Genomic DNA, 14,951 nt, shown 5'->3' with positions numbered 1-14,951 from the left:
AATTCGCATTCTTGAATTTGACGAAGATCCATCTCCGGCTCAGTCCCCCAGGTCGACGTCCCGCTCGCGAACCATCCGCGCATGGTAGCGCTGGAAATCCTCGGCGTTTCCGCCTTCATACCGTTTTTCGTTGACCCAGGTCAGAAGGTCAAGCGTGGTGCCCGCCTCGAAGGCGCCCGGCATCACCGCCACGGCGGCCTGCGCGGCGGTCTTTCCCTCCTCGACCTCCTCGGGCATGAACAGGATCGAGGGCGTGAACATCACCCCCCATTTCCGCGCCGCATCGCGTTCCGAGATCAGCTCGCCGTCGAAATCCGTCACCTCGGTCGCACCGTAAAGGTCCATCTGGATGACGAAGTAATTGGCCTCGATGTAGTCCTCGATCACCTCCATCGGAAAGACGTTCTCGTGCATCCGCGTGCAGTAGATGCAGCCGCGCTGCTCGAACAGGATCATCAGCCGCTTGCCCTCGGCATTGGCCTCGGCCAGGTCCTCGTTCAGGTCCTTGAACGTGTCCCGCATCCAGTCGGTCTTGTGCAGCCCGTCATCGCCCAGCTCGGCGGCATAGACCGGCAGGGCCAGCACCAGGGCGGCGATCATGGTCAGCAGGCGTGTCATCACATCTCTCCTCCGTCAGATATTCTGGAAGGCCGGAAAGGCCTCCAGCATCCATTGCGCGATATAGTTGACACTATCCGTCGCGATCAGAACCGCAAACACGATCAGCAGCAACCCCATCGCCTTTTCCACCTTGGGCAGGTGCCGCCGGAACCGCGCGGCGAAGCGCAGGAACGGCCCGATGAACAGCGCCGCGATCATGAAGGGCGTCGTCATCGCCAGCCCGAACACCAAGAGCAGTACCAGCCCCCGCAGCGCCGTGGCCTCGGTCGAGGCGGTGAACACCACCGCCGTCAGCACGCCGCCCACGCAGGGCGTCCATCCGGCGGCAAAGGCGAACCCCACCACGTAGGCGCCCATCACCGACATCTTCTGGGTCGAGCCGGCCTCCATCTGGAAGACCCGGTTGAGGAACCCGATCTTCAGCACGCCCAGGAAATGCAGCCCGAGGATGAAGACGGTCAGCGCCGCCACCAGCCGGAATTCCGTCTGTACCGACCGGAACGCCTGGCTCAGGCCGAAGGCCGCGGCGCCCAGCAGCACGAACACCGTGATGATCCCGGCCGAGAACATCACCGACGCCCAGAACGCCCGCCGCCGCACGCCCGGCGCCAGCTCGCCCTCGCCGCTGATCTCCTGCATCGAGGCGCCGGCCATGTAACTCAGGTAGAATGGCACGATCGGCAGCACGCAGGGCGAGAAGAAAACGATCAGCCCGCCAAGAAAGGCGCCAATCAGCGAAACATCCAGCATAATCCACGCCCGTCATTCTTGATCGCCCGTCATATTCAAACTATGTTATATGTCGCGATCCAGTCAACCGGAGCCTTCATGCCCTTTCGCCCTGCAATTGTCACGGCCCTCCTTCTGGCCGCTATCACCGTGCTGCCCCTGCGCGCGGTAGACGCGGCAGAGCTTGTCATGGTCGAACGGCCCGGCTGCCACTGGTGCCAGCTCTGGCACGAGGAGATCGGCACGAGCTACGACAAGACGGAGGAGGCCCGCCGCGCGCCCCTCCGCCGCGTCCGCATCAGCGACCTGCCCCCCGATATCGACTTCGCCACCACCCCCGTCTACACCCCCACCTTCGTGCTGGTCGAGGACGGCGCCGAACTTGGCCGGATCGAGGGCTACCCGGGCGAACATTTCTTCTGGCCGATGCTGACGCAGTTGCTCGACGCCCACCCCGAGGCCACCGGGCGAGGCGACTCATGACCCCCGGCCTGCCCTCCGGCGCGACGGAGCCCCCGGCCTCGGAGGCCGAGCTCGACCGCATGGTGCAAAGCGCCACCGAGGCGGCCGCCTTCCTCAAGGCGATCAGCCACGAGGGGCGGATGATGATCCTCTGCCACCTGACCACCGGCGAGAAATCGGTGACCGAACTGGAAGAACTGCTCTCCGCCCGGCAGGCCGCGGTGTCGCAACAGCTGGCCCGCCTGCGGGCCGAGGGCCTCGTCGCCCCGCGCCGCGAGGGCAAGACCATCTACTACCGTTTGACAGACGACCGCGCGATCCGAATACTCGACACTGTCCACGACCTCTTCTGCCGCAAGCGCTGAGGTCCGGACACCGGGAGGAGGAAAACGTGTTCGACGGCATCTCCGATGCGGCGCTGATGGCCCTCGTGGGCCTTGTCGGCGGCACGCTGCTTGGCCTCGCCGCGCGGCTGGGGCGCTTCTGCACCCTCGGCGCCATCGAGGATGTCCTCTACCAGCACAGCGCCCTGCGCCTGCGCATGTGGATCCTCGCCATCGGCGTGGCCGTGACCGGCGTGCATCTCCTCGCGGGGCTGGGCGCCATTGACCTGTCGGAAACGCTCTACCTCGCCTCGCCCTGGTCGCCTGTCGCCAGCATCCTTGGCGGGCTCATATTCGGCTACGGCATGTCGATCGCCGGCACCTGCGGCTTCGGCGCGCTGGCCCGCACCGGCGGCGGGGATTTCCGGGCCTTCGTCATCGTGCTGGTCATGGGCATCTCGGCCTACATCATGCTGTCGGGCCCCCTCGCCGCCGCCCGCGTGGCGCTGATCGAGGCCACCGAAGCCAGGCTCGATACGCTCTCCATCGCCGGCGTCATCGGCCAGATCGGCCATGCCGGCCCGACAATCCCCGGCCTCGTCGCGGGCCTTGCCATCACCGTGGCTGCGCTCGCCTCGAAAGACGCGCTCTCCAGACCCGTCCACCTGTTCTGGGGCGCGGTCGTCGGCCTGGCCATCGTCTCGGGCTGGTGGGGGACGTCGGCTGTCGTGCAAAGCCATTTCAGCGCCCTGCCGGTGGTCTCGCACACCTATTCGGCCCCCCTGGGCGAAACCCTGCTCTACGTGATGACCTCCAGCGGCGGCGGGCTCAGCTTCGGCGTGGGCTCGGTCGCGGGCGTGCTGGCCGGGGCCTTCGCGGGCAGCCTCATCAAGGGCCATTTCCGCTGGGAAGCCTGCGAAGACCCCCGCGAACTCCGCCGGCAGGTGCTGGGCGCGGTGCTGATGGGCTTCGGCTCGGTGCTGGCCTTCGGCTGCACCATCGGCCAGGGGCTTTCGGCCTTTTCGGTGCTGGCCTTCTCGGCGCCCGTCACCTTCGCCGCAATTTTCATCGGTGCGGCCATCGGCCTGCGCCAACTGATCACCGGCTTCGCCATTTCCTGAGAATCCGGTTACGCCCCCGCGCCTTGCTGGCTAGTGTCGTTCCGACAGGCACAGATAGGCGACGGCATGAGGCATACCCCCGATATCCTGGTCTTCTCGGATCTCGACGGCACGCTGCTGGACCATGACGACTATTCCTGGGAGGCCGCCGGGCCCGCCCTCGACGCGTTGAAGGCCAAGGGCTGTGGCGTCATCCTCGCCAGCAGCAAGACCGCCGCCGAGATCGCCCCACTGAGGGCCGAGATGGGGCTCAGTGACTGGCCCGCCATCGTCGAGAACGGCAGCGGGTTGCTGGCCCCCGGCGACGCGGTGACGGAGACCGGCGACAGCCCCTATACCGACCTCCGCGCCCGCCTCGCCAGCCTGCCGGCTGGCTTCCGCGGCTTCGGCGACATGGACGCGGCCGAGGTGGCCAAGGTAACCGGCCTGCCCGAACCCGCCGCCGCGCTGGCCCGACGGCGCCGCTTCTCCGAACCGGGCGTCTGGACGGGAACCGACGCCGCCCTCGAACGTTTCCTCAAGGCCGCCGGGGCGGCCGGCCTCTCCGCCCGGCGCGGCGGCCGCTTCCTGACATTTTCCTTCGGAGGCACCAAGGCCGGCCACATGGACGAGATCATCGACACCTACCGACCCCGCCACACCATCGCCCTGGGCGATGCCCCGAACGACACCGAGATGCTCGAACGCGCCGATTTCGGCGTCATCATCCGCAACGACGCCGCCCCGCCCCTGCCCGAATTGCCGGGCGAGGCCGAGGGCCGCATCCGCCGCACCGCCGAGGAAGGCCCGACAGGCTGGTGCCACGCCGTCCTTGCGCTGATGCAGGAGCTCGGGCTTACCGAAACGCAACGCTGACAACAGGCCAGGGCATGAGCGACTTTCACCAGAACGGCAATATCACCACACTCCACAACCTGCGCACCCGCAGCCTCGACGACCTCGAATACGAGCTTCAGGCCTTCGCCGAAAGCCGCCGCATCACGCTGGTCCTGCCCTGCCTCTATTCCGAGCTGGAAGGCCCGGCGATGCCCAACATCCTGGCCGAGCTCAAGACCGTGCCCTACCTGCACCGCATCATCGTGGGCCTCGACCAGGCCGACGAGGCCCAGTTCCGCCACGCGCGCGAGTTCTTCGCCGAGCTGCCCCAGACCCACATGGTGCTCTGGAACGAAAGCCCGCGGATGCTGGCCCTGGGCGAACGGCTGAAGGAGCTCGGCCTCTACCCGCAGGAGCCGGGCAAGGGCAAGAACGTCTGGACCTGCATGGGCTACCTGATCGCCTGCGCCGACAGCTCGGTCATGGCGATCCACGATTGCGACATCCTCACCTATGACCGCGCGATGCTGGCCTCGCTGGTCTACCCGGTGGCGAACCCGACCTTCCCCTACCAGATGGCCAAGGGCTATTACCCCCGCATCGGCGAGGGCAAGCTGAACGGCCGGGTCACGCGCCTGCTGGTCAGCCCGCTGCTCATCGCATTGAAGAAGGTGGTGGGCGACCGCGACTACCTCGATTACCTGCGCAGCTTCCGCTACCCGCTCTCGGGCGAGTTCGCCATGCGCACGCAGACCCTGCCCGACCTGCGCATCCCCTCCGACTGGGGGCTCGAGATCGGCGTCCTCTCCGAAGCCTGGCGCAACCTCGCGCCGCAATCGGTCTGCCAGGTCGAGATCTCGGACGCCTACGACCACAAGCACCAGGACCTCTCGGAAGAGGATGCCAGCAAGGGCCTCAGCCGCATGTCCACCGACATCTGCAAGGCGGTCTTCCGCAAGCTCGCCTCCGACGGCACGGTGTTCACGCCCAACCTCTTCCGCACGCTCAAGGCCACCTATTACCGCCAGGCGCTCGACCTGCTGGAGAGCTATTACAACGACGCCAAGATGAACGGCCTGCGCGTCGACCGCCACAAGGAGGAGAAATCGGTCGAGCTGTTCGCCGAGAACATCATCCGTGCCGGGCAGATCTTCCTCGAGAACCCCAACGAGAGCCCGTTCATCCCGACGTGGAACCGCGTCCACGCCGCCGACCCACAGTTCCTGCGCGACCTCAGGCAGGCCGCCAACGAGGACGCGGCGGAATTTGCCTGAGGGGGCGTTTTCCGAACGGAAAACGGTCAGGAAAACGGGGTTTTCCTTCCGGAATTCCGGGAATTCCGGTTTGGATATTTGGGCCAAGAAGAAGCAGGGGTCGCCCTATCCCCGGTTGGAAATCCACCGGCACTGGTAGGGGGCGAAGGTGATATCGTCACCCTCGGTCACGATGTCCTCGCCCGACAGCAGGTCGACCCAGCGCTCGCCCTCGATCATGTTGAACGCATAGGCGCTGACCCGCACCTCGTCGGCGCTGACATTGTGGATGGCGAAGATCGACTGGTGCCGGTCGAGGCTCTGGCGCCAGACCCCGAAGAGCCGCTCGTCGAGCGCCAGGGTGAACTGCGTGGCGTTGGGGTGGAAGGCCTTCTGTTTCGCCCTGAGCCTGAGGCGCTCGGCCATGCCGGCCATCACCCGGGCCTGGTCCGAGCCCTCGTCGCCCAGCTTTTCCAGCAGCTCGGGGTAATGCCACCGGTGCCGGTTGATCGCCCGGTTCATCCCCCGCCGCGCCACCGCGTCGTGATCGTTGGGCGTGGCCAGCAGCGCGTGGATGTAGAAAGCCGGGATCCCCTCGAGCGACATCACGATGGTCTGCGAGCACAGGAAGCGGGCGTGGTGATGCTCGTCCTCGCCGTGGAAGGTCTGGCGCATCGCGTCGAAAAGCGAACAGTTCAGCTCGTAGGGTGCCTCGCGCCCGTCGGGCAGCGTGCGCATCGACACCAGCCCCCCCGCGGCGGTCACCGCCTCGATCATCCGCGCCTGCTCGGCGGGCGGCAGCACGCCCTCGGCGGGGCGCATCCCGATCCCGTCATGGCTGGCGGTGAAGTTGAGATAGGCACAGCCCAGCTGCGCCGGCGGCATCGCCGACTGCCAGCGGTGCAGGAACTTCGCCGTTCCCGACTGCACCGCGTGCAGGATCAGCGGCGGCAGGGGGAAGTTGTAAACCGCGTGCGCCTCGTTCCGGTTGCCAAAATAGCTGAGGTTCTCCGTCCGCGGCACGTTGGTCTCGGTCAGCAGAACAACGGTTTCGGTCGCGTAGTCGCACAGGAGCCGCATGAGCTGGACGATGGCATGGGTCTGCGGCAGGTGGATGCAGGGCGTGCCCGGCTCCTTCCAAAGGAAGGCCACCGCGTCGAGCCGCAGGATCCGCACGCCGCGGGCGATATGCATCCGGATGATGCGCAGCATCTCCAGCAGCACCTCGGGGTTGGTGAAATCGAGGTCGACCTGGTCATGGCTGAAGGTGCACCAGACATGTTTCGCCCCGTCCCGCGTCTCGACCTCGCGCAGAAGCGGCGTCGTGCGCGGTCGCACCACCTGACTCAGGTCGTCCGCGGGGTTGCCCTCGTAGAAGAACCGGTCGTAGGGCTCGCGCCCCTGCAGGTAATCGTGGAACCACGACCCCTGGCTCGACACGTGGTTCAGCACCAGGTCCGACATCAGGTGAAACCGCCGGGCGATCCGGGTGATGTCCGTCCAGTCGCCAAGCTGCGGGTTCACCGCGCGGTAATCGGTCACCGCGAACCCGTCATCGGAGCTGAACGGGAAGAAAGGCAGGATATGCACCCCGTTGACCACCCCCTGCATCCGTTCGGTCAGGAAATCCTCCAGCAGGTCCAGCGGCTTGTAGGTGCCGTCGACGATCGAGTTGCCATAGGTGATCAGCACCGCGTCCTGCTCCGACCAGAGCCGGTTCGACGGCGCCCGCGCCCGCTTGCGCCGATGCGTGCCCTCGGGCCAGAACGCCGCGCAGATCCGGTCACAGATCGCCTTCTGGTCGGCTTGCGGATAGATACGGCCGACCAGCGCGCGCAGCCGTGCGTCGAATGGGTTGGATTTGCTGGGCACGTGCCCGCTGGCCTCCTGCCTGTGGCGCGCCGCGCGGGCGCCTTGGTCAAGCCTTGTTTTTCAGGGTTTCAACGGTCATGTCAAACAACCGGTGCCGCAAACCGCACGATGCCGCCGGCCCGGCCGCCGCTTGGCCCGAAGATTGGGCAGGCGCGGCGCTCAGGCAAATATCTGGTCGGCATGCTCGGCCAGGTAGATCCGCAGCCAGGGCGTGAACAGCTCCGGCCTCTCGCGGGTCTGGTCCGTCAATTCGCTCATCGCCATCCAGTCGACCGCCATCACCTCCGCCGGGTTCGGCACCGGCACCGGCTTTTCCGCCACCCGCGCCACGAAGATGTCGACCCGCTCGTGCTCGGTCAGGCCGCCGCCCACATCGGCGCGGTACGTGACCCGGTCGCGGTGCACAAGGTCGAGCCCCTCCAGCCCCAGCTCCTGCCGCAGCCGCCGGTGGGCGCAGGCCTCCGGCGCCTCGCCCCAGTGCGGATGGGTGCAGCAGGTGTTCGCCCACAGCCCCGGCGTGTGGTACTTCCCCAGCGCCCGCCGCTGGATCAGCACCTCGTCACCACACAGCACGAAGACCGACACCGCCTTGTGCAGGAGCCCCCGGCGATGCGCCTCGATCTTCTCCACCGGCACCAGTTCCCCCTCCACCCAGGCGGGGATCATGTCGGGCGTCACTGTCTCTGCTGCGGCCATGGCGTCGGTCATCGTTTTGCAATTCACGTTCCGCCGCCTTGTAACCCCCATCCCGTCCGGATGCCAGCACCTGCGACACCGCGTTGCGTTGACGGGGCGGCCCGCGCCGCGAACACTCCGGCCATCAAAAGCCAGGAGGCATCCCGATGAAACCAACGATTGCAGCCCTCACCGCCACGATCGCCCTTGCCCTGCCCGCCCATGCCGAGACGGCCGGCGATGCGGCGGCCGGGGAAAAGGCCTTCCGCCAGTGCAAATCCTGCCACACCATCGCGTCCGCCGACGAGACCATCGTGCGCGGCGGCCGGACCGGGCCCAACCTCTATGGCCTGCCGGGCCGGGTGGCCGGCTCGGTCGAGGATTTCCGCTATTCCGACCTTCTCGTCACGGCCGGAGAGCAGGGCGTCACCTGGGACGCGGACAGCTTCGCCGGCTACGTGCAGGACCCGACCACCTGGCTCAACGAGACCACCGGCGAAAGCGGGCGCGGCAAGATGACCTTCAAGGTCCGCAAGGCCGAGGACGCGCAGGATCTCTGGGCCTACCTCGTCTCGGTCAGCCCTGCCGCCGACGGCAGCTGACCCGGCACCGGCAAGGAGGCGCGCCGCCCGCCGGCGCCCCTCAGCCCGACCACGCCTGGAAGCCCACCGCGCCGCCATAGATCGACAGCATCAGAACGCTTTCCCAGCCGATCCCCCCCGGCCCCTGCTTCTCGCGCACGATCAGGCCCAGCAGCAGCACCGCCGTCATCGCCTGCCCGACGATCAGCCAGAACAGGTCGCCCGACCCGATCGCGTGGTAGAGCGAGCCCTCGCGATAGCCGACATCCGACAGGGTCAGGAACAGCACGTCGAAACTGTTGCCGCCGATGATCCCGCCCACGGCCAGCTGCAGCGCGCCCCGGCGTACGGCGGCCAGCGTCGTCACCAGCTCCGGCAGCGAGGTCACCACCGCCGTCATCAGCGCCCCCACCAGCGCCGCCGACAGGTCCATCCGGTCGGTGATCTGCTCCGCCGACTGGGCGATCACCCAGCCCGCCACGCCCAGCACCAGCATCATCGCCACGAAAGCAGCAATCTGCCGCGCCGGGCTCTCCTTCGCGGTGGTGTCCTCGTCGGGCGTGTCGTGGCGGGTTTCGCGCGTGTCCACCGCCTCCCACATCGGGTTTTCCTTCATGTCCGCCGTGCGGTAGGCGCCCATCAGGTAAATCACCAGCAGGATCAGCGAGGCCGGGTGCACCGCCCAGACCGACATGTCCGGCGTCAGCACCGCCCCCAGCGGCACCACCAGCATCAGCGACAGCAGTGCCGCCTGGAAGATGTTGGTCACGTCCGCCGCCGAATGCTCGAGGTTGGCCTTCCGGTAGACCATGTCGGCCAGCGCCAGGAACGCCGTCTGCGCGGCGATCCCGCCGATGCCGTTGGAAAACGCGAGCCCGGCGCGCCCGTCCAGCGCGGCGGTCAGCGACACCACGGTGCCCGAAAGCGAGGTCGCGGCCCCAAGCAGAAGCCCGCCGGTCACCGCCTCGCCCAGGCCCGTGCTGTCGGCGATCCGGTCGGCCAGCCCGGCCATCCTGGTGCCCAACACCAGCACGACCAGCGCCGCCAGCGCGAAGGCGCCGAAGACCAGCGGTAGCGACAATGTTTCGAACATGGTGACGGCCCCGGAACCCGCGTTGTGATGCTATCCCAACGCAATATCGCCACGCGCGTTCCGGCCGCGGCACCCTCCCCTTGCCGCTTCCGGCTTCCCAATCCCCGGCACCTTCGTTATTCCGGACCCGGCGACCGGCCCGCGGCCCGGCAAAAAGACGAAGGCATTTCATGTACGACGCGTTTGGTCCTGCTTCCCTCGACTTCATCCCGTATGACGGCGCCTGCGGTGACTTCCTGATCACCACCAGCGATTCCGACGCCCTGCGCAGCCGGCTCTCCGCCCTCGGCGCCGAAGCGATGGTCCGCAATGGCCACACCGTCTACACGTGGAACCTGCCCCGCGGGCAGCACATCCTCTCCGGCACGGGCATCTTCGACGGCCGCTTCGCCATCGGCCCCGCCGTGCTCGACCGCTTCCCGGAAAAACCCGGCGTCGGCATGTTCAACCTGCTCAGCTTCTGGCCCGACAAGACCAGCGTGCGCACCGATATCTGCGCCCACCACTCGCTTTATTACGGCAACGGGATCGTCACCAACCGCCTGCACCTCGCGGCCATCGCGGTGGGCCGGCTCGACCAGCGCGGCGCCTTCGCCAACGCCGCCTTCAACTCGGTCATCTGCCATCAGCTCTCGACCATCGCCACGCCCGTCGAAGGGGTCAGCGTGCTTCTCGGCGGCGAAGAGGTCGAGGTCACCGATACCGTCACCGTCCACCGGCGCGACGAGGTCTTCCCCGGCCCGCCCACCGACGACAAGGGCACCCCCCAGACCCTCACCCCCGAGGAATACCACGCCCTTGTCGAGAAGGGCGCCGAAGAGATCATCGCCAACGTGCAGGCCATCCTCGATTCGGGCCGCCCGGTGACGTGCGACATCTCCGGCGGGCGCGACAGCCGCATCGTGCTGGCCGCCGTCGTCGCCCTCAGGCGGATGAAGGACGTGGTCTTCAACACCAAGGTCACGCCCAACAAGCTGGGCGACATCGACGTCGCCATTGCCACCGGCCTCGTCAAGGAATTCGGCGGAAGCTATCACCCCACACCCGAAACCATCGGCTGGGACGTGGGTACGCCGCAGGACCGCCTGCTCAAGCGCCGCAGCCATTTCTTCGGCACCTATCACTTCTTCCCCAAGTCCCAGCTCAACAGCGTCCACGCCATCGGCGGCGTCAAGGGCGTGCGTATGCTGGGCGGCGCGGGCGAAATCTACCGCGACGTCTTTCAGAAATTCCTGCAGGTCACCGACCGCCGCCAGCCCTTTGACCACCCCACGCTCCGCCGTCACCTCATGGCCCGCGAAGCGTGGGAGGACGTTCCCGACATCATCACCGCGGCGATGCCGCTCTACACCGCGACCTTCGATCACCTGCCCGGCGCCACCCTGAGCCAGAAGGTCGACAGTCACTATTTCTTCTTCCGCAACAGCTATCACTACGGCATCAAGATGCCCAAGATCGGCAACGCCGAGGATATCAACCCCGGCGTCTCCGTCTCGCTCCTCAAGGCCGCCCGCGGCCTGCCGCCCGAGGTCAAGGCCACCGGCCGCGTCGTCTTCGACATCACCCGGGCGCTCTGCGAAAAGCTGGCCTATGTCCAGTACGACAAACCGTGGGAGGTCGATTTCACCCAGTCCGACTATCACCGTCCCTCGCAATATGACGGGAAGGTCCTCGAATTCCCCGCCGCTCCCGAGCTGCTGCAACAGCGGGCCGAGGCCGCGAATTTCTCCGTCAAGCGCCCGCAGAACCCGCAAATCGACTTCAAGGCAATCTGCTGGCAGATGTTCACCGAGAATTTTGACCGCCTCCGCGCGCAGGAGTCCGAGCTCTCCCTCTATGCCTCGGACAAGCTTTACGAGCTGGGCAAGACCGCGTGGGAGAACATGGACGGCGACAAGGCCGGCATCAACCGCACCGGCTCATTCGCCTCGCGGATGCAGGCCTTCAACGACTTCCTGACGGTGATGAAAGACTGAGCGACCGAAATCCTGAAAGGATTGCGGACCGTTTTCTTTTAAAGAAAACGGCCACTTACCGCACCAATGCCCCTTTCATCGACGCCTCCGGGAAGCAGGTCGCCTCCTGCCCCTCCTGCGTCTGCCAGCGCCCGATCGACCGCCGCGTCTTGAACCCTGCCAGCCCGTCGACCCCGCCCACGTCGTGGCCCTGCTCCACCAGCGCCGCCTGCATCTCGGCCACGTCCGAGCGTTTCAGCCCGCCGACGCGGCCCCAGTCGCCGCGGAAATCCCCGACACCGTACTGGATGCGATCCCCCACATGCCCCACGAAGAGCGCGTAAAGGTCGCTCTCGTTGTATTTCTTCAGCACGTAGAAATTCGGCGTCACGATGAAGGCGGGCCCCTTCCGCCCGGCGGGCATCATCAGGAACCCCTCGCCCGCCAGCTCGTGTTCCGGAAACGGCCGCCCCGACACGCGGGTCACGCCCATCTCGACCCACTCGGCGATCGGCCGCCCCTGGTCCGGGCCCTCCAGCGTGCAGGAGACCGCCGCCGGCACCTCCACCTCGAACCCCCAGTCGCGCCCCGGCACCCAGCCGAAATGCTTCAGGTAGACGGCGATCGAGGCGATCGTATCCGCCTCCGATCCCCAGATATCCGCCTTGCCGTCGCCATCGCCATCCGTGGCGAACTGCAGATACCGCGTGGGCATGAATTGCGGCTGGCCCAGCGCCCCGGCCCAGCTGCTCTTGAGCCCCGAACCGGGCGCATGGCCCGCCTCGGCAATCCGCAGCGCGGCGATCAGCTCCTCGGTAAAATACGCCGCCCGCGTGCTCATGAACCCCTTGGTGCCCAGCACCTCGAACGCGTCATGGCGGATCGCCACCCGGCCATACCCGCTCTCGCGCCCCCAGACCGCCAGCACGATCCGGCCCGGCACGCCCGTCGCCGCCTCCGCCGCGGCCAGCGCCCCGGCATGGCGCCGTGCCATCACCCGCCCGACCTCGGCCGCGCCTTCCACGTTGCCGCGCCCGAAATAGGAGGCCGGCACGCCGAACTCGGACTGGTACTGCGTCTCGGGCGTGCGCGCTTCGCTGCCCGGCGGCACGAGGTCCGGCAGGTTCCAGTCGAGCGTGACGCCCCGGAACGCCGCCTCGAACGTGCCCCGCGACACGCCCTCGGCCTTGGCCCTGGGCCACACCGCCTGTTCCAGCCAGTCCTGGTATTGCCGCTCCACCGCGGCCCGGTCCACCGCGCCCGCCGCCATCGGCAGGCCGGCCAGCAGCATCAGCAAGACAAACGCGCGCAGGGTCATCGGCACTCTCCTTCTCGTGACGGCAGGCCGGCCCGGGCCGGCCATGCCCCACCCCTTCACATATGCCGCGTCACGCCCCCGTCGACCCTGAGCGACTGGCCGGTGATGAACCCGCTGTCCTCGCTCAGCAGGAACGCCGCCGCCTTCGCCTGCTCCTCGGCCTTTCCCAGCCGCCCCAGCGCCGACATCTCGGCGAACTTCTGCGGCAGGTCGAGGCTGTCGGTGAACCCGGGCAACAGACAGTTGAACCGGATATTCGCCGGCCCGTAGCGGTCGGAGTAGAGCTTGGCGAAGGACGACACCCCCACCCGGTAGACGCTCGAGGTCGGGAAGGTCAGGCTCGGCTCGAAGGCGGAGAACGTGGTGATCGCCACGATCGAGCCGCCGCCCTGGCGTTCCATCACCGGCGTCACCAGCTTGGCCATGCGGATCACCGGTTTCAGCACCATCTCGTTGGCCCGGTCCCAATCCTCCTCGGAAATCTCCAGCAGGTCGCCCTTGGGCGGCCCGCCCACGTGGATCAGCAGCGCGTCGATCCGGCCATAGGTCTCCATCGCCAGGTCGAACAGCGCCTGCGTGTCCCCGGCCACCTCCGCCTTGCCGCGCCGCGCCACGCCGCCCAGCTCCGCCGCCAGCGCCTCGCAGCTCTCCGACGGCGACATCAGCGCCAGCTTGTACCCCCTCCCGTGCATCTCCCGCGCGGTGGCGGCGCCCATGCCGCGGCCCCCGCCGATGATCACGCAAACCTTCTCCGCCATGTTCCGTTCCTTTCCGATTCCATTCGAGTGCACGCTAACAGACCACCCGACCACCGCCAGAGCCCTTGCCCGCCACGCGCCACCCGCCAAATTGGAAAAAAACCTTTACCAATTTCAGTGAGGCTTTAGTTTGGGCCTCGCGGCACTGCTGCGGCCGGCATCCGGGAGGGCGCCTTGCGCGGCATGCCAGACAACTGGGAGGAAAGAATGACATACGACAAGACGATTTCACGCCGCGCCGCGCTGACCGGGCTCGCGACAGCGGGCGCGGCGGGGCTTTCGGCCCCGGCCATCGCCACGGCGCAGGGCCAGACCACCACCTGGAAGATCCAGACCTCGTGGCCCGGCGGCATCGGCCTGCAGATCTTCAAGGACTGGGCCGCCTCGATCCAGGAAAAGAGCGGCGGCGAGCTGGCCTTCGAACCCTTCGGCGCCAATGACGTCGTCGGCGACTTCCAGCTTTACGACGCGGTCAAGAACGGCGTGCTGGACGCGGTGAACCCCTTCACCATCTACGCGCAAGGGATCATCCCGGCAGCCATGTTCCTGACCAGCTACCCGATGGGCCTGCGCAACCCGCACGAATTCGACGTGTTCTACTACGGCCTCGGCGGGCTCGAGATTGCCCGAGAGCTCTATGCCGAGCAGAATATGCATTTCGTCGGCCCCATCCACCACGGGCCCAACATCATCCACTCCAAGGTGCCGATCCGCTCGGTCGACGACTTCTCGGGCCGCAAGATGCGCGCCCCCGGCGGCATGGTCGCCGAACTCTTCTCGGCGCTCGGCGCCAAGACCACGCTCCTGCCCGGCTCGGAAATCTTCCCGGCGCTGGAGAAGGGCACCATAGACGTGGCCGATTACGTGGGCCCGGCGGTGAACTACGCCCTCGGCTTCAGCCAGGTGACCGATTACATCTCCATGGGCCCGCCGGGCTTCATGTCGGTCTACCAGCCCGTCGACCTGATGGACCTGACGGTGGGCATGGACAGCTGGAACGCGCTGTCCGACGAGATGAAGCAATTCGTCGAGATGGAGGTGCACGCCTATTCCGACGCGCACCACGCCGCCATCCAGAAGGCCGACCAGGAAGCCTGGGCGAAATTCGAGGAAGACGGCACCGAGGTCACCCGTCTCAGCCAGACCGATGTCGAGATCATGACCGAGGTCGCCGTGCCGATCTGGTACAAGTACGCCAACCGCGACAAGAACGCGGCCCGCGTCTTCAAGATCCAGCTCGACTACATGATGTCGGGCTCGCTCGGCTACGTCACCCCCGAGATGGTCGAAGGCCAGGAACTCGATCTCTGACCGGCTGTCGGTGACGGACTGAAACATCGGGCCCCCGCCACGGCGCGGGGGCCCGGCCTGCGC

The 14,951-nt window shown here is 67.1% G+C and carries 15 protein-coding genes; 8 read left to right on the top strand and 7 right to left on the bottom strand.

From position 1 onward, the window contains the following. Positions 1-39: 39 nt before the first annotated feature. Positions 40-618, bottom strand: a complete 579-nt coding sequence (locus ACO07J_RS05045; protein ID WP_422026883.1) for a thioredoxin family protein — start codon at positions 616-618, stop codon at positions 40-42. A gap of 15 nt (positions 619-633) precedes the next feature. Further along, positions 634-1,371: a cytochrome c biogenesis CcdA family protein gene (locus ACO07J_RS05040; protein ID WP_422026881.1), complete on the bottom strand. Its 738-nt coding sequence runs from the start codon at positions 1,369-1,371 to the stop codon at positions 634-636. 78 nt (positions 1,372-1,449) lie between these two features. Between ACO07J_RS05040 and ACO07J_RS05035 the strand changes: the two genes are divergently transcribed. From ACO07J_RS05035 to ACO07J_RS05015, 5 genes are all read left to right on the top strand, one after another. After that, the gene (locus tag ACO07J_RS05035; RefSeq protein WP_422026879.1) at positions 1,450-1,833 is read left to right on the top strand and encodes a hypothetical protein; all 384 of its coding nucleotides are present in this window, start codon (positions 1,450-1,452) and stop codon (positions 1,831-1,833) included. Next, a complete protein-coding gene (locus tag ACO07J_RS05030; protein ID WP_422026877.1) occupies positions 1,830-2,177 on the top strand; it encodes an ArsR/SmtB family transcription factor in 348 nt (115 codons plus the stop codon). The genes ACO07J_RS05035 and ACO07J_RS05030 overlap by 4 nt, the downstream gene beginning before the upstream one ends. Positions 2,178-2,203: 26 nt before the next feature. Continuing rightward, a complete protein-coding gene (locus ACO07J_RS05025) occupies positions 2,204-3,256 on the top strand; it encodes a YeeE/YedE family protein (protein ID WP_422026875.1) in 1,053 nt (350 codons plus the stop codon). Positions 3,257-3,322: 66 nt separating this feature from the next. Next, complete coding sequence (locus ACO07J_RS05020; RefSeq protein WP_422026873.1) at positions 3,323-4,111, top strand: HAD-IIB family hydrolase; 789 nt, start codon at positions 3,323-3,325, stop codon at positions 4,109-4,111. Between the two features lie 14 nt (positions 4,112-4,125). Next, entirely contained in the window at positions 4,126-5,346 is a 1,221-nt protein-coding gene (locus ACO07J_RS05015) for a glycosyl transferase (RefSeq protein WP_422026871.1), read from the top strand. 105 nt (positions 5,347-5,451) lie between these two features. On the opposite strand, the gene ACO07J_RS05010 is transcribed toward ACO07J_RS05015, so the two are convergent. Continuing rightward, complete coding sequence (locus ACO07J_RS05010; RefSeq protein ID WP_422026869.1) at positions 5,452-7,197, bottom strand: sugar phosphorylase; 1,746 nt, start codon at positions 7,195-7,197, stop codon at positions 5,452-5,454. A 159-nt stretch (positions 7,198-7,356) separates the two neighbouring features. Then, positions 7,357-7,863: an isopentenyl-diphosphate Delta-isomerase gene (gene idi, locus ACO07J_RS05005; RefSeq protein ID WP_422029703.1), complete on the bottom strand. Its 507-nt coding sequence runs from the start codon at positions 7,861-7,863 to the stop codon at positions 7,357-7,359. A 176-nt stretch (positions 7,864-8,039) separates the two neighbouring features. Between idi and ACO07J_RS05000 the strand changes: the two genes are divergently transcribed. Further along, the gene (locus ACO07J_RS05000; protein WP_422026867.1) at positions 8,040-8,474 is read left to right on the top strand and encodes a c-type cytochrome; all 435 of its coding nucleotides are present in this window, start codon (positions 8,040-8,042) and stop codon (positions 8,472-8,474) included. Between the two features lie 40 nt (positions 8,475-8,514). Here the strand turns inward: ACO07J_RS05000 and ACO07J_RS04995 are convergent, their stop codons facing one another. Next, positions 8,515-9,546 carry a sodium:calcium antiporter gene (locus ACO07J_RS04995; protein ID WP_422026865.1) on the bottom strand — a complete coding sequence of 344 codons (1,032 nt, stop codon included), beginning with the start codon at positions 9,544-9,546 and terminating at the stop codon, positions 8,515-8,517. 170 nt (positions 9,547-9,716) lie between these two features. On the opposite strand from ACO07J_RS04995, the gene ACO07J_RS04990 reads away from it, so the two are divergent. Continuing rightward, positions 9,717-11,522, top strand: coding sequence for a hypothetical protein (locus tag ACO07J_RS04990; RefSeq protein ID WP_422026863.1), 1,806 nt, complete (start codon positions 9,717-9,719; stop codon positions 11,520-11,522). A 55-nt stretch (positions 11,523-11,577) separates the two neighbouring features. Here the strand turns inward: ACO07J_RS04990 and ACO07J_RS04985 are convergent, their stop codons facing one another. Both ACO07J_RS04985 and ACO07J_RS04980 read right to left on the bottom strand, forming a co-directional pair. Next, positions 11,578-12,819, bottom strand: coding sequence for a lytic murein transglycosylase (locus ACO07J_RS04985; RefSeq protein WP_422026861.1), 1,242 nt, complete (start codon positions 12,817-12,819; stop codon positions 11,578-11,580). Positions 12,820-12,875: 56 nt separating this feature from the next. Further along, entirely contained in the window at positions 12,876-13,577 is a 702-nt protein-coding gene (locus ACO07J_RS04980; RefSeq protein ID WP_422026859.1) for an SDR family oxidoreductase, read from the bottom strand. Positions 13,578-13,784: 207 nt separating this feature from the next. Here ACO07J_RS04980 and dctP point away from each other — a divergent pair, with 207 nt between their 5' ends. Continuing rightward, a complete protein-coding gene (dctP, locus tag ACO07J_RS04975; protein WP_422026857.1) occupies positions 13,785-14,888 on the top strand; it encodes a TRAP transporter substrate-binding protein DctP in 1,104 nt (367 codons plus the stop codon). The last annotated feature ends 63 nt before the right edge of the window (positions 14,889-14,951 follow it).

The sequence above is a fragment of the Roseovarius sp. genome (assembly GCF_965228755.1).
Taxonomy (GTDB): Bacteria; Pseudomonadota; Alphaproteobacteria; order Rhodobacterales; family Rhodobacteraceae; genus Roseovarius.
Note: the sequence above shows the minus strand (reverse complement) of the source record. Positions and strands in the feature narration are given on the sequence as shown.

What these genes read in the sequence shown, in the direction of transcription:
- ACO07J_RS05045 (WP_422026883.1), bottom strand. Translation starts at nt 618, where the DNA reads ATGACACGCCTGCTGACCATGATCGCCGCCCTGGTGCTGGCCCTGCCG.
- ACO07J_RS05040 (WP_422026881.1), bottom strand. Translation starts at nt 1,371, where the DNA reads ATGCTGGATGTTTCGCTGATTGGCGCCTTTCTTGGCGGGCTGATCGTT.
- ACO07J_RS05035 (WP_422026879.1), top strand. Translation starts at nt 1,450, where the DNA reads ATGCCCTTTCGCCCTGCAATTGTCACGGCCCTCCTTCTGGCCGCTATC.
- ACO07J_RS05030 (WP_422026877.1), top strand. Translation starts at nt 1,830, where the DNA reads ATGACCCCCGGCCTGCCCTCCGGCGCGACGGAGCCCCCGGCCTCGGAG.
- ACO07J_RS05020 (WP_422026873.1), top strand. Translation starts at nt 3,323, where the DNA reads ATGAGGCATACCCCCGATATCCTGGTCTTCTCGGATCTCGACGGCACG.
- ACO07J_RS05015 (WP_422026871.1), top strand. Translation starts at nt 4,126, where the DNA reads ATGAGCGACTTTCACCAGAACGGCAATATCACCACACTCCACAACCTG.
- idi (WP_422029703.1), bottom strand. Translation starts at nt 7,863, where the DNA reads ATGATCCCCGCCTGGGTGGAGGGGGAACTGGTGCCGGTGGAGAAGATC.
- ACO07J_RS05000 (WP_422026867.1), top strand. Translation starts at nt 8,040, where the DNA reads ATGAAACCAACGATTGCAGCCCTCACCGCCACGATCGCCCTTGCCCTG.
- ACO07J_RS04995 (WP_422026865.1), bottom strand. Translation starts at nt 9,546, where the DNA reads ATGTTCGAAACATTGTCGCTACCGCTGGTCTTCGGCGCCTTCGCGCTG.
- ACO07J_RS04990 (WP_422026863.1), top strand. Translation starts at nt 9,717, where the DNA reads ATGTACGACGCGTTTGGTCCTGCTTCCCTCGACTTCATCCCGTATGAC.
- ACO07J_RS04985 (WP_422026861.1), bottom strand. Translation starts at nt 12,819, where the DNA reads ATGACCCTGCGCGCGTTTGTCTTGCTGATGCTGCTGGCCGGCCTGCCG.
- ACO07J_RS04980 (WP_422026859.1), bottom strand. Translation starts at nt 13,577, where the DNA reads ATGGCGGAGAAGGTTTGCGTGATCATCGGCGGGGGCCGCGGCATGGGC.
- dctP (WP_422026857.1), top strand. Translation starts at nt 13,785, where the DNA reads ATGACATACGACAAGACGATTTCACGCCGCGCCGCGCTGACCGGGCTC.